General features: G+C 41.4%; 14 protein-coding genes. 4 read left to right on the top strand and 10 right to left on the bottom strand.

All coding sequences use genetic code 11. The features are described from left to right. Nucleotides 1-6 precede the first annotated feature (6 nt). The 3 genes from essB to ACP7A0_RS09275 form a co-directional block, all read right to left on the bottom strand. Nucleotides 7-1320 (bottom strand): type VII secretion protein EssB, encoded by a 1314-nt coding sequence (essB, locus tag ACP7A0_RS09285; protein ID WP_340874256.1) that lies wholly within the window; start codon nt 1318-1320, stop codon nt 7-9. Between the two features lie 14 nt (nt 1321-1334). After that, a complete protein-coding gene (locus ACP7A0_RS09280) occupies nt 1335-1574 on the bottom strand; it encodes an EsaB/YukD family protein (RefSeq protein WP_003213579.1) in 240 nt (79 codons plus the stop codon). 95 nt (nt 1575-1669) lie between these two features. Then, on the bottom strand, nt 1670-1963 hold the full coding sequence (locus tag ACP7A0_RS09275) for a WXG100 family type VII secretion target (RefSeq protein WP_003213769.1): 294 nt from the start codon (nt 1961-1963) through the stop codon (nt 1670-1672). Nucleotides 1964-2368: 405 nt separating this feature from the next. On the opposite strand from ACP7A0_RS09275, the gene ACP7A0_RS09270 reads away from it, so the two are divergent. The 3 genes from ACP7A0_RS09270 (at nt 2369) to ACP7A0_RS09260 (ending at nt 5556) form a co-directional block, all read left to right on the top strand. Next, the gene (locus ACP7A0_RS09270; RefSeq protein ID WP_034659848.1) at nt 2369-3598 is read left to right on the top strand and encodes a PucR family transcriptional regulator; all 1230 of its coding nucleotides are present in this window, start codon (nt 2369-2371) and stop codon (nt 3596-3598) included. 110 nt (nt 3599-3708) lie between these two features. Continuing rightward, entirely contained in the window at nt 3709-4845 is a 1137-nt protein-coding gene (gene ald, locus ACP7A0_RS09265; RefSeq protein ID WP_375566259.1) for an alanine dehydrogenase, read from the top strand. Nucleotides 4846-4959: 114 nt separating this feature from the next. Continuing rightward, a complete protein-coding gene (locus ACP7A0_RS09260; protein WP_426004904.1) occupies nt 4960-5556 on the top strand; it encodes a biotin transporter BioY in 597 nt (198 codons plus the stop codon). Between the two features lie 66 nt (nt 5557-5622). Here the strand turns inward: ACP7A0_RS09260 and ACP7A0_RS09255 are convergent, their stop codons facing one another. The 3 genes from ACP7A0_RS09255 to ACP7A0_RS09245 form a co-directional block, all read right to left on the bottom strand. Next, nucleotides 5623-6399: a sporulation protein gene (locus ACP7A0_RS09255; protein WP_106036547.1), complete on the bottom strand. Its 777-nt coding sequence runs from the start codon at nt 6397-6399 to the stop codon at nt 5623-5625. A gap of 177 nt (nt 6400-6576) precedes the next feature. Beyond that, the gene (locus tag ACP7A0_RS09250; RefSeq protein ID WP_375566263.1) at nt 6577-7905 is read right to left on the bottom strand and encodes a Na+/H+ antiporter family protein; all 1329 of its coding nucleotides are present in this window, start codon (nt 7903-7905) and stop codon (nt 6577-6579) included. 141 nt (nt 7906-8046) lie between these two features. Further along, entirely contained in the window at nt 8047-9537 is a 1491-nt protein-coding gene (locus ACP7A0_RS09245; protein ID WP_066030456.1) for a leucyl aminopeptidase, read from the bottom strand. Nucleotides 9538-9864: 327 nt separating this feature from the next. Here ACP7A0_RS09245 and ACP7A0_RS09240 point away from each other — a divergent pair, with 327 nt between their 5' ends. After that, nucleotides 9865-10341 carry a divergent PAP2 family protein gene (locus ACP7A0_RS09240; RefSeq protein WP_034659857.1) on the top strand — a complete coding sequence of 159 codons (477 nt, stop codon included), beginning with the start codon at nt 9865-9867 and terminating at the stop codon, nt 10339-10341. A gap of 42 nt (nt 10342-10383) precedes the next feature. Here ACP7A0_RS09240 and ACP7A0_RS09235 read toward each other — a convergent pair whose 3' ends face one another. The 4 genes from ACP7A0_RS09235 to ACP7A0_RS09220 all read right to left on the bottom strand — a co-directional run bounded on the left by ACP7A0_RS09235 (nt 10384) and on the right by ACP7A0_RS09220 (nt 13010). Next, nucleotides 10384-11028: a 3D domain-containing protein gene (locus ACP7A0_RS09235; protein ID WP_106036546.1), complete on the bottom strand. Its 645-nt coding sequence runs from the start codon at nt 11026-11028 to the stop codon at nt 10384-10386. 99 nt (nt 11029-11127) lie between these two features. Further along, nucleotides 11128-11448 (bottom strand): YuiB family protein, encoded by a 321-nt coding sequence (locus ACP7A0_RS09230; RefSeq protein WP_034659859.1) that lies wholly within the window; start codon nt 11446-11448, stop codon nt 11128-11130. Nucleotides 11449-11529: 81 nt separating this feature from the next. Next, a complete protein-coding gene (locus tag ACP7A0_RS09225) occupies nt 11530-11655 on the bottom strand; it encodes a YuiA family protein (protein ID WP_159049984.1) in 126 nt (41 codons plus the stop codon). Between the two features lie 137 nt (nt 11656-11792). Beyond that, nucleotides 11793-13010 (bottom strand): NAD(P)/FAD-dependent oxidoreductase, encoded by a 1218-nt coding sequence (locus tag ACP7A0_RS09220; RefSeq protein ID WP_161937191.1) that lies wholly within the window; start codon nt 13008-13010, stop codon nt 11793-11795. Between the last annotated feature and the right edge of the window lie 81 nt (nt 13011-13091).

Here is a 13091-nt window from a genome sequence, read left to right as displayed (position 1 = left end):
AAAGAATTATTTTTTCTCATCTTTTTTCGTCTGAGAGGTTTTCTTTTTCGCTTCAGATTCTTTCTCTTTTTTCTCTTGATCGGCTTTTGACTGCTCTTTTTGTTCAGCTGTTTCATCTGTTTGGCTTGCGCCCGAGGAGTCGTTGGTGCTTGTCTCCGTTGTTTCTTTTTCTTCATATTTCGCCATTTCCTTAATAATCGGGTCTAGCTGTTTTTGTTTTTCTTCTGCAGTAAGACTGTCATCGTTTTGAATGTCATTGCGGTAGGCGACGAGTGCCGTGAATATGTACCGGTCGTCTCCAAGTACACGTGCAATATCAAGTGCTTCCTTGCTATTGCCTTGTCCAATATGAATCCAGAAAAGGAAATATTGCGGATCAGTCTGTAATGTGTATGTATCTGTGATTTCTTTTTTATGCTGATCGAGTAACAGGTTGCCTTGATTCGTTTGTACATACGAAATGGCCAGTTCATATTGAAGAGAGACCGGCATTTGATTGGCTGAATATTTTTCTAACGTATCCACCACTTGGCTGTACTGTTTGTTGAGATAATATTTGTTTGCCTCGACATACGCTTCTTGTTTCGGCATCGCAAAAAAGAAGGTGTAAATGGTGTACACCAATGCCGGGATTAATAGGACAAGCAGACCTAGTCCGATATATCGTTCGATCTTCCATTTCTTTTTCGGAATGGTTAATAGCGTTTTCTCTTTCGTTTCAATCGCTTCGATTTTTTGCTGAGTGAGGACAGACAATTCTTCCAAAGACTGCGTTTCGCTGATCTCTTTTGCCAGTTCAGATAGTTTCAGCGTTTCGCTGTAAGCCACATATTCTTGAAACTGATATTCATGGTCCACCACTCGAAGAATGACGGCTTTGACTTCTTTTAATAAACGATGTTCATCCGTTTCATATGGCGGGATGCTTTCTTTGACCCCGTAATGCAAAAATGCAGGAGCTAAGCCTTGATGAAAAACAATGTTTTCAGGAGAAACAATAGGATGCAGCCGCTTCACGTCGTGTTTGCAAACTGCATCGACAAGCTGGTATGAAAAAATCCATTTGCTTTTTTCATCCTTTGCATGGATGAAACGAAATTCCTGATAGGCAGGAGGCGGTTGAATCGAAATGATGACCTCATCTTCAGTTAATTGAATCTCTTTTTTGAATGAAGGATTGATGTCTTTGATCGGTGCCGCTTCTAAACCGTCTAAGAGTTTAATTGTCTCTCTTTGAAAAATGAAGCTGTAGGTGCCACCCTCTTTTTTCATAACTGCTTCTAATTGTTCTTCTAAATAGGAACTCTTTTTATCTGCCATTTACAAAAGTCCTTTCATAGTATTTCCAGCCTGTCTCCTGTGGTGATTCCACAGTCTGACAGCTTATATTCGCCTGAAAACACAGCTTTCTTATTGACTACTCGCACCCAGCCGCCTTCTCGCTTAGGAAGTGAGATTTGTTTTGCCTGCCAGGCGATATGGATGACTTGTTTAATATGTAAATAATTTGATAGTCTCAAATCAAACACACTGCCATCATAATTTTTTAAGTCGATGGTAATATCGATATACACAAATTTCCACCTCACAAAATAGAAAGAGCGCCGGCATCCATTGACACACTCGGCGCTTTTTCTGCTTTTCACACTTAGAAAGGAAATCCCTTTGATTAGCCGCGGATTTGGCTTGCGATGTCTTGGTCAGTGCTTTCAAGTGTATTTGCCGTTTGATCAAGCTGATTGCTGACATCTGTTAGTAGATCAGACATTTTGATGAATGAAGGCTTTAACTGCTCGTATTGATCAGCAAATGCTTCACTAGAAGCACCTTCCCACATTCCTTTTAAATCAGAGATCATTCTATTTAGACGATCAACTTGGTTTAACACTTCTTGACTTTCAACACCATATTGCTTAGCGGTCGCTCTTAGTTCTTCTGGGGTTACGCGAATAATTCCTGACATATTCCTCATTACCTCCCGTGCATAGCCGCCATATAATGGGCTAATCCACTTATTTTTTGACGTTATTATTATAAAAACAGAAATGATACACAGTCAAACAAATCTGTTTTTATTTTACAAAATGAGTCTATAGAATTACTGTTTTTTCGCTTTTTATCTAGTATTTAACATTTTTTTGGTCATATATTCTTAATAAGTGTAGACACACTTCACTGAATCTTTCCGCCTATTGATTTATTACTACGTTATTATTGTACTATTTCTTTTTCGCCTACTTTTAGCATCGATGCGCTCGCTTCTCAGAGCGATCTCTTTTTTAAATTTATGGCATTTTGTTATTGATTTACGTACCTCTTTCTCTTCATAATGTAAGTACGTGAAATATTCGAAAAAGCAGGGGTTTTTATGACAAAAAAGACAGATCCATTTAAGTACAGCCTTGATCGTTTAGAGGATGTGGCAGACCAAATTAGTGATGTGCTCAATTGCCCTATTACTATAGAAGATACGCATCATCGATTGTTGGCTTATAGCACTCATAATGATTTTACTGATCCCGCCAGAACTTCAACCATTATCTCCCGCCGGGTACCGGAAAAAGTCATTAATCGGCTTTGGAAGGACGGCATCATTCCTACACTCCTTAAAACAGACGAACCGCTTCGTGTCCCTCAAATTGCAGAGGTGGGTTTATCTAGCAGGGTTGCCATTTCAATCTGGAAGGACAAAGAAGTACTCGGTTTTATCTGGGCGATTGAGTCCACACAGCCTTTTTCAGAAGAAGAAATGGACCTTCTGAAGATGGCAGCACATGCTGTTAAAAACAAATTACTTAACTTACAAATTCGCAAAACGAAAACAGAAGAACGCAATCAGGAGCTTTTCTGGAAGATGCTCACAGGTCATATTCATGAAAAGGATGAGATGCTAGACCTATTTTTAAGACTTGGCATCAGATGTCCAGACACGTATGCCATCATCATTTTCCGCCTTCGTGACGAACTCACAGAAGACACAGAAAAAAAGCTATCTTACCTGCTTGAAACAACGCAGCAAGTCCAAGTGCTGTTAACAACTGTTGATTTTCACGAATTCATTATTCTTGTCTCACCCAAAACGGAACACCCGCTGCACGATATTAAACAATTCACAAGCGGCATGCTGCAGCAGCTGTCTGACCGGTATCATATCCATCACGTTCAAGCAGCGATTGGTGGAATTTACGATAACATCTCTTATATTCAACCTTCCTATAAAGAAGCACTGGCTGTATTAAAAACAAAAGAGCGCTTTCCTGTTGAAACCGAACGTTTACACAGTTTTTCTGAACTTGGTATTTATCAATATTTAGATGTCCTCGCTGAAAAACGAAGGGGCTCATCTTACTCCAGTTATTCTTTATCAAAGCTGGAAGATTACGACCTGAGGCATCATTCCAACCTAGTCGAAACCCTTGAACGATTTATTGACTGTGACAGCAATGCCAATATTGCCGCAAAGCAATTAAACATCCACATCAATACATTGAATTACAGATTAAAACGTATTACAGACATTGCAGAAATAGATTTAAAAAACATGAATGAGAAAATGACCATATACCTTGATATGAAGCTAAAAAACGTCCATTTGTGAAATTTCACAAAGAGGCGTTTTTTTATTTTTTATTTCAACCGAAGCATTTTTTAAACATTCAGGATACACTAGACATACAATATGAATAGATAAGCATGGGAGGAATAAACATGATCATCGGCATTCCGAAAGAGATTAAGAACAATGAAAACCGAGTGGCATTAACACCAGGAGCAGCTTCTCAATTACTTTCAGCTGGACATCAGATTTTAATTGAAACAAACGCTGGTTTTGGAAGCGGATTCACTGATGACGATTATGTATCTGTTGGTGCAGAAATTCTTGATCAAGCGAAAGATGTGTGGGCATCTTCTGATATGATCATGAAGGTAAAAGAACCATTACCTGAGGAATATTCATATTTCAGAGAAGGACTCATCTTATTTACGTACCTGCATCTTGCCGCAGAGCCCTCCTTGGCTGAAGCTTTAAAACAAAAAGGCGTCACAGCTATTGCTTATGAAACAGTAACGGACGGAACATCACTCCCTCTCTTAACACCTATGTCTGAAGTGGCGGGCAGAATGTCCGCTCAAATCGGTGCACAATTTTTAGAAAAGCCAAAAGGCGGTAAAGGCATCTTGCTCGCAGGCGTACCAGGGGTATCAAGAGGGAAAGTCACAATTATAGGCGGCGGTGTTGTTGGAACAAACGCAGCGAAAATGGCGATTGGGCTTGGCGCAGATGTCACTCTTATTGACGTAAACGCAGAACGCTTACGTCAGCTGGACGATCAATTTGGTCATCAAATGAAAACGTTAATGTCTAACCCTGTCAACATCGCCGATTCAGTCAGTGAGGCAGACCTTCTCATTTGTGCGGTACTGATCCCAGGTGCCAAAGCACCAACGCTTGTGACGGAAGAAATGGTGAAGCAAATGAAGCCCGGTTCCGTCATCGTAGACGTAGCCATTGACCAAGGCGGAATTGTTGAAACAATCGATCATATCACAACACATGATCAGCCTACTTATGAAAAACACGGTATTTTACATTATGCTGTCGCCAATATGCCTGGAGCCGTTCCACGGACATCGACTGTTGCTTTAACGAATGTCACCGTTCCATATGCGCTGCAAATTGCTAATAAAGGCGCTGCAAAAGCCATTCAAGAAAACAAAGCCATCGCAGAAGGTGTCAATGTCATGAACGGACATATCACATATGAAGCCGTCGCTCGTGATCTCGGCTATGATTATGTGCCAGTTCATCAAGCGATCGATGCGTCTTCTATGACAGAAGCTTAATACAGACCCGCCCTTTTCATGGGTGGGTTTTTTGTTAACCAATAATAAAAACAGGTTGACAAACACTTCTCATCCCCTTAATCTATTTGTACAGATAAGACAGGGGGAAACATCATGCAACAGAAAACAAGAACCGCTGATTTTGTGCTAGTCGGAATGTTTGCTGCACTCATGGCGATTGGAGCCAATATCACATCCATTGTGCCGTTTTTGCAGGTCGGCGGAATTCCACTTACAATGCAGCCGTTTTTTTGTGTACTTGCTGGTCTCTTGCTCGGCAGACGGCTTGGCGCATTGGCTATGATTGTATATGCCTTAGTTGGAATTGCTGGTGCACCTGTATTCGCACAGTTCTCAGCGGGCTTTGGGGTTATTTTAGGCAAAAGCGGTGGTTTTGTATTATCGTATATTCCTGCTGCCTGGCTAGCTGGATTCATTTTAGAAAAAAGAAAAAATCCTGGCTTTGGCCGCTTTTTGCTTGCAGCTATTGCAGGTACGACTGTCATGTATGTGATCGGAACGACTTATACGTACCTCGCATTAAATGTGTGGCTGAATGCCCCAATTTCTTATCAAACCACGTGGTTTTTTATGATCTGGTTTATGGTGAAAGACTACGCATTGACCATATTACTTGCGATGATGGCACCTAAAATTTATCGCTCTGTTTCAAAAGCCACGTCCTTTCGAAAACAACAAGCCGCATCATAAGGGCAGACATCATCTACAAGTCGCATAGAAAAGAGCCTGTCTCCATTCAGGCTCTTTTTCCATCATTTATTCAGCGTATTGATCGATGATTCCTTCTAGCATTCCCTCAAGCACTTCTACATCTTCAAGATCTGCTGGACTGAAGCGGTAGCGTACCAGCTGTTCTCCATCGTTATACATCTCCTCAAGCCACCCTCTGAGGCCTCTTGCTCTGCGGTCGACTTCAAACACAATGTCTAAGCCGCCTTCATCTATCAGAAAAATCAGCTCTAGCTCATCAAGCATATAGCGATAGTAGTCTGATGTCGGAATAAACTCAAATTCTTGAACAAATGGCAGACGGCGCTGGAAGTAAGGCGCTTGTTCACAGTCTGCTTCGTTCAGGTGGAAGCCAAGATTTCTAGTGGCCTCCAGTACATTTCTCACCCAAGGATGTGCTTCAACGAAAATGCGGTCATAGTCAGATTTATCGATTCCTCCTTGGATATCAAGGTCTGTCATTACTGCAATTTCTACTTTTCCGATCGTCATCGGGGTATCGATAGGAAGAATAAATGAAAACGGAAATTCATGCTTTTCTCCAGGCTGGATGGTAAAAGAATCCGTCACCCGTAAAGTAAAGATATTCACATATTTTCTATGCTCTTCATCATCTTTCACAATCACATACTGTGTTTGAATCTTGACATTGATATAGCGGATGTCCTGAGAGATTTTCCCGCCCTTTACATGGACGGTTCCCCTTACCTCTTGTCCTGGATAATAGGCGTTTTTCTCCAAAATAGTATCTACTTTCGCTGCACCAATCCCAGCACTTGCCGCTAGCTTTTTAAAAAATGACATCTCTCATCTTCCCCTTTTCATTTTTATCAGCATATATACGTAAGAAAGAGAAAGAAAGATTCATTTAATTCATACTTTAGACCTAATTATTTTTCACCTTCAGAAAGTGAACAAATGGATAAAACATCACAAAAAAAGCTTATAGAAAAAACAACGTTTTCTCTACAAGCTTTCATGTTAAAGAATAATTGCCGCAAGCCAGCCGAACAGGACAAGCGGTACATTATAAAATACGAAGGTTGGAACACAAGTACCCCAAATGTGGTGATGCTGTCCATCCATATTCAATCCAGATGTCGGTCCAAGCGTACTGTCACTTGCAGGAGAACCTGCATCCCCAACAGCCGCAGCTGAACCGATAATTGCAATTGTCGCCATTGGGCTAAACCCTAGGTGTAAACAAAGTGGAACAAAGATGGTCGTAATAATTGGAATCGTTGCAAATGATGATCCGATCCCCATTGTAACAAGCAGACCCACAAGCAGCATTAAAATTGCCGCAAGGCTCTGGCTGTTGCCGATAAATTGTGAAGATGCTTTAACAAGCGTTTCAATGTCTCCTGTTTTGGTTAAAACGTTGGCAAATCCAGCCGCAACAAGCATGACAAAACCGATAAATGCCATCATATTCATTCCAGATGTAATCAGTTGATCTGCTTCATCGCGTTTCATCATTCCGGTCACAAACAAGACAAGCAGTCCTGCAAGTGCACCGAAGATCATACCTTCCACGCCAAGGCTTTGAGACAGATAAAGCTGGACAATCAATGACACGAGGATGGCAAGACCAGCAAAGAATAGACTTTTTTTCGTATACGCTGATTTCTCTACATCTGTAATTTCGCGATCCTCATATACTTTTGGCTTACGATACACGAAAAGGGAGACGATCAATCCTAGCACCATCCCCCCAACAGGGATCAGCATTGCATATGGAATATCTGCTAAATTCACAGCTAGACCTGCATCCTTCATATTATCACGGAGCATTCCGTGGAAAATCTGTCCAAAACCGACTGGAAGTAAAATATATGGTGCAGTGAGTCCGAAGGTCATGACACACGCTAGCAGTCTGCGGTCAATTTGAAGCTCGTTAAACACTTTTAATAATGGCGGAATTAAGACCGGAATAAAGGCAATGTGAACAGGAACGACGTTTTGTGAAAAACAAGATACGATCAAAATCACAAGAATGATCAGTACTTTTGATAATGTTTTTCTTCTTGAGTCGCCTTCTTTTCCTAGAAGCTTCACTGCTCCTTCAACCATGGCATCTGGAAGACCCGTTTTTGTCAGCGCCGCAGCAAATGCCCCTAAAAGTGCATAGCTAATGGCAACTGTCGCATTTCCTCCGAGCCCGTCAGTAAAGGCTTCCACTGTTCCTCCCAGGCCTAATCCACCTACAAGTCCGCCAGCTAAAGCACCGAGTGCCAGCGCAATCACGACATTGACCCGCAGCAAGCTTAATATCAACATTAAAATAACCGCTAAAACAACTGCATTCATGGTGAAACCTCCGAAATCCTTTAGTTTACTAATGTAGTAGATAATTAAAGTACCAACGTATGTTACCATAGAAAATTTTCTTCGTCAAATGACGTATGGCCTACATAAAAAAGGCTCCGCCAGTTGGCAGAGCCTCATCCTTTATTTCTTACCTTCAAATCGTTCCACAAATGTCGCCAATGACCGTACCATCACACCTGTCGCCCCTGTTGGCCCAAAGCATGAAGGCTTTTCTGTTGTAGCTGTTCCTGCAATATCCAAGTGAACCCAAGGCGTATCCTCAGCGAATTCACCAATGAATGCTCCTGCCATGATCGCATGTCCATCACGGCCTGGTGAGTTATTGAGATCAGCCATTTTGCTGTTTCGTACGCGCTTTTTATCTTTTTCCGTGATTGGCAGCTGCCAAATCATTTCACCGCATTCTTCTGATGCCTCTTTAAACTGGGCATACAGTTCATCGTTATTCGTCATGACGCCTGTTGTCTCATTTCCAAGTGCCACAATGACTCCGCCTGTTAATGTCGCCACGTCTATAAGAACCGAGGCACCGTGCTGCTTCGCATATGTCACCCCATCTGCTAAAACAAGACGACCCTCTGCATCCGTATTCAGTACTTCGATTGTTTTACCGCTAAGCGACACAATGACGTCATCTGGTTTCATGGCATCAGCCGAGATCATATTATCGGTTGAGGCAATGACAGCAATGACATTTTGCTCTGGGCGCAGTTCACCGATGATTTCCATGGCACCTAAAACAGAGGCTGAGCCGCCCATATCCGTTTTCATTCCAACCATACTGGCTCTTGGCTTTAAAGAATAGCCACCAGTATCATACGTGATACCTTTACCGACAAGCCCGATGACGTCTGTCCATTCTTCCTTGCCTTGATATTTCAGAACGATCAGCTTTGGTGGTTCTGTTGAGCCTCTATTGACAGCTAGAATTCCGCCCATCCCGAGCTCTTCCATCTGTTCTTTATCTAAAATTTCAATCTCAAATTCGTATTTATACGCAAGCTCTGCCGCGTACGAAGCCAGATCAGAGGATGTGAGCATGTTCGGCGGCATATTCACAAGGGTACGGGCCGAATTGACGGACTGTCCGTAGACCTCGCCCACTTTCAGACTTGCCTGAATTTCAGCTGTATCATGATCCGTCGTTGCATAAACAAACTCGATGAAGCGATCCGGTTCATTTGTTTTATGTTTAAAATCTTGTAATTCATATGTAGCTAAAAGGCAGCTTTCAGAAAGGGCATGGGCTGCATCTTGGGCAGGCAGATCCTTTCCAATAAACGTATCCAGCAAGACCGAAACCGCTTGCTTTTTATCTTGATGGAGCTTTTTAAATAAATGGGCAAACCCTTCTTTTGCCTCTTCAAACGTGTAATCTGATTCCTTCCCAAGTCCGACAAAATAAATGCGTTTGATGCCTGTCTCAGGGGATGGGAAAAACTTCGAAAGCTGATTTCGTTTAGATGAAATATCGCCTTCTTTTAATAATTCAGTGATTCTTCCTTCAAGTAATTCATCCATTTCTTTTGCTTTTCCTGATAATTGGCTCTTTTGAAAAAGTCCGATCACCAGTGTATCTTTATGTTGCAATTCATTTGTCGAGAAAAACATATTTATCACACGCTCCTTCAATGAACTCCATTTTTCACATTGGAACTTCTATTATATCAAAATTTATGTGCCTATACGATCATTGCCAGTCTGTCTTTACTTGATGAACATTTATATTTTCACACGCGGAAGGGCATCATGAAAAAAGCGATGAAAACTTGAGCAGCCCGCCTGCATTCTCCTCGTTCCACATCTACTTTCTTTAATGTTATAATTGAACATGGACTTGGCAGCATTTGATACTGCTATCATTTTTTCATCTTACTAGGGTATACAGTCCATCATTTCGCACCATATTTTTTCTTACAGAGAGGATGTTTCTTGTTCATGAGCGTACTGATGAATTTTCCGCTGCTTGCCAGCCTTGCAGCCATCTTTTTTGCTCAATTTGTAAAAGTACCGATTCAATTTATCATTTCTAGACGACTAGATTGGTCGCTCATTACAAGCACAGGCGGAATGCCAAGTTCACACTCCGCAGCCGTAACAGCACTCTCAACAGCAGTGGCTTTAGAGCACGGGCTAGATACATCTATCTTTGCCATTTCCGCCATCTTTGCCATTATTACCATGTTCGATGCGACAGGTGTGCGCAGACAGGCAGGAGAACAGGCGACTGTACTTAACAAGCTGGTGACAGATTTTAACCGATTTGTTTCTGAAGCAAAGAATTTCCCGAGTGCGGAAGAAAAAGAAAAGCAAAAGAAATTAAAAGAGCTTCTTGGTCATAAGCCGATTGAAGTCTTCTTTGGCGGCTTAACAGGGATCTTACTGACACTCATCTTAGATTATTACTTCATGTAGAAGCGAAAAAAGCTTTGGACCTAAAACTTGTCCAAAGCTTTTTTATTCTTTATTGGCTTGAAACTGCTGACGGAACACTTGCATTGATTCTGCTTCATTGAGCTGGTTTAAGTCTTTTTCCGTTAACGTCCCTTCGCCCTTTTTGATGATATACACATCAAGCACTTTTTTACCCCATTCTCTATACACATCATCTACGGTTTCATAGTATAAATCAAGCTTATGACCTTTAATGGCTTTTCCCGTATCTGCGACCACTCCGTAGCCATAGTTTGGGATAAACAGCACGGTTCCAATCGGAAAGACTGATGGGTCTGCTGCCACAGTTGAATATAAGTCACGTTTCACTTTGACGCCTGAATATGTAATGCCATATGCATGGTGTTCCTTCGTTTTACCTGTTGATTCCACACCTGCTGTATAACCTGTGGCGACAACCTTTTGCTTCGGGTAATCGTTCCAATTAAACGCTTCTTCGAGAGAAACAGCCCGCAAGTCATCACTTTTGAGTGCCATCGTTTCCCTTTTTTGCTGTTGGAAAAAAGAAGATACTTGCTTGCCAGGGTCAGTCTCTTTCACCCAGACAGCTAAATCACTTGGTTCAACTCCAGATATGCCCGTAAAGCTTGTCAAGAGAGCAAGCATGAAAAGGGCTGTCATGAACAATCGTTTCATCCATGTTTTCATCTTTATTTGTCACTCCTCTACCCATCTATTTGTTTCCAAACAAAATGGAAACTATGCAAAGGAGAAACAAAAAAACCCACTTGCATGTCTACAAGTGAGTTAAAACATTTGATACCCTCTTTTTCGAAGTGCATTGATGACAAAACCTGATGCAATTGCACCAATCAGACCGCTTAACAAGATAATGATATCTGCCGCAGCGAGAGAGACAATGCGTTCTCCTATCCCTGAAAAAGCAATGCCCGGTTCTCTGACATAAGCGATCATCTTTTGATTATTGATAATGAAAAGGCATACAATTGGATATAAAATAGCCATAATCCATGACATTCTGAGCAGCATATTGAGCAAAAAGCCAATGCCGAAGAATAACACGAAAAATAAAATAACTGAAATGATAACGACTGGTAAACTGATCACTTCATCTCCACCCCCAAATATCCCATCATTAGTTTAACTTGGAAATAGAGATGAAGTCAATCAATGGAAAAAGCAGATGGATTAAAGCTTCTTTCCTGTCCCTTTACATTCCTCACATGTTTCAGATCCGCCGAGCAATAGCTGAAAATACCCTTTCCCCGAACAATATTGACAGGTGGATTTTTTTTCTTTTGTTTGTGCATTCATATTGCTCACTCCCTTAATCTAAATTTTCTGATAATTTATCATAACATACTTTGCTGCCGATGACCAAGTAAGAAAATATGCCATACGTCATAAAAAAAACGTGTATCACGAGGATACACGTTTTTGTCTATTAAGGTTTAGAAGAACTTGAATTTTCCTTTTTTCAGAACAAGTCCTGGGCCGCCAACCATGAATAAAGAACGGTTGTCGATGATTTTCTTCATTGCAGAAGCTTTTGTTCCTTGAAGTTTTTTACCAAACGCAACACCTACAGCGTCGTGTTCACCAAGAGAAGCAACTGTTCCTTTGATGTCTGGCTTAAAGCTTTCAAGAGAACCACCTTTAACTAGTGCTGCAAGGTTTTTCGCTACTGTTTCACCTTGCTGCATCGCGATTTGTGCAGTTGGTGGGTATGGACGGTTGATTTCTTCATTGATGATCAATGAACAGTCACCGATGATGAATACATCATCATTTTCTGGTACACGAAGATCTGGAGACACTTTTACGCGGCCGCGCATATTTTCAAATCCAGCTTCTTCAACGATTGGGTTACCGCGTACACCAGCAGCCCAAACAACAGTTTCAGCTTTGATTTCTTCTGTATCATCGTCTTTTCCAACAATGATGCCTTCAGGCGTACATTCTTTGATCGCTGTACCAATTTTGAACTCAACACCTTTACCTTGAAGGTAGTTCATTGCATAGTCGATCAATTCAGGATCGAATCCTGGAAGAGCTGTTGGTGCAGCTTCTACACAGATGATACGTACGTCTTTTTGATCAATATCATACTCTTTGCAAAGCTCAGGCACCCGGTTTCCAAGCTCACCAAGGAACTCAATACCTGTGAAGCCTGCACCGCCGACAACGATTGTCAAGCGCTCTGGACGTTTTTCAGCTTCCGTATTATACGTCGCAAATTGAAGCTCAATGTGCTCACGAAGCTGACGAGCAGAGTTGATATTAGAGATTGAGAATGCATATTCTTTCAGTCCTGCAATACCAAATGTTTCAGGAACAGCACCAAGTGCAACAACAAGGTAGTCGTAAGAAAGTTCGCCATCTGATGTCACAACTTTCTTTGCTTCCTTATTAATGCTTTCAACTGTTGCTTGTACAAAGTTGACACGGGAACTGTTAATCACATCTTTGATTTGATAACGACAGCGGTCATGATGAAGTGTACCTGCGCTTGCTTCATGTAACCATGTTGTTTCGTAATGATAATTATGCTTGTTCACAAGAGTAATGTCCGCATCATTTGTGCCAAGCTGTTTTGTTAATCTTGTTACAGTCATTAATCCGCCATAACCTGCACCTAATACAACGATTTTCGGTTTATTCACTGGAATCACATCCACCTTTTTTAAATTTGCTGTAAAACGGATAAAGAATTACATATTGCTATTCTCAACCGCTTTCCGGCATTTTAT

This window comes from Bacillus sp. DWP3-1, from assembly GCF_049896565.1.
Lineage (GTDB): Bacteria > Bacillota > Bacilli > Bacillales > Bacillaceae > Bacillus.
The sequence above is the reverse complement of the archived record's forward strand: the minus strand, read 5'-3'. Positions and strand labels throughout refer to the sequence as shown.

Bases quoted from the DNA above. Each gene is read 5' to 3' on its own strand.
- ACP7A0_RS09245 (WP_066030456.1), bottom strand. From the start codon at position 9,537: ATGTTTTTCTCGACAAATGAATTGCAACATAAAGATACACTGGTGATC.
- ACP7A0_RS09240 (WP_034659857.1), top strand. From the start codon at position 9,865: ATGAGCGTACTGATGAATTTTCCGCTGCTTGCCAGCCTTGCAGCCATC.
- ald (WP_375566259.1), top strand. From the start codon at position 3,709: ATGATCATCGGCATTCCGAAAGAGATTAAGAACAATGAAAACCGAGTG.
- ACP7A0_RS09225 (WP_159049984.1), bottom strand. From the start codon at position 11,655: ATGAATGCACAAACAAAAGAAAAAAAATCCACCTGTCAATATTGTTCG.
- ACP7A0_RS09275 (WP_003213769.1), bottom strand. From the start codon at position 1,963: ATGTCAGGAATTATTCGCGTAACCCCAGAAGAACTAAGAGCGACCGCT.
- essB (WP_340874256.1), bottom strand. From the start codon at position 1,320: ATGGCAGATAAAAAGAGTTCCTATTTAGAAGAACAATTAGAAGCAGTT.
- ACP7A0_RS09255 (WP_106036547.1), bottom strand. From the start codon at position 6,399: ATGTCATTTTTTAAAAAGCTAGCGGCAAGTGCTGGGATTGGTGCAGCG.
- ACP7A0_RS09235 (WP_106036546.1), bottom strand. From the start codon at position 11,028: ATGAAAACATGGATGAAACGATTGTTCATGACAGCCCTTTTCATGCTT.
- ACP7A0_RS09250 (WP_375566263.1), bottom strand. From the start codon at position 7,905: ATGAATGCAGTTGTTTTAGCGGTTATTTTAATGTTGATATTAAGCTTG.
- ACP7A0_RS09270 (WP_034659848.1), top strand. From the start codon at position 2,369: ATGACAAAAAAGACAGATCCATTTAAGTACAGCCTTGATCGTTTAGAG.
- ACP7A0_RS09260 (WP_426004904.1), top strand. From the start codon at position 4,960: ATGCAACAGAAAACAAGAACCGCTGATTTTGTGCTAGTCGGAATGTTT.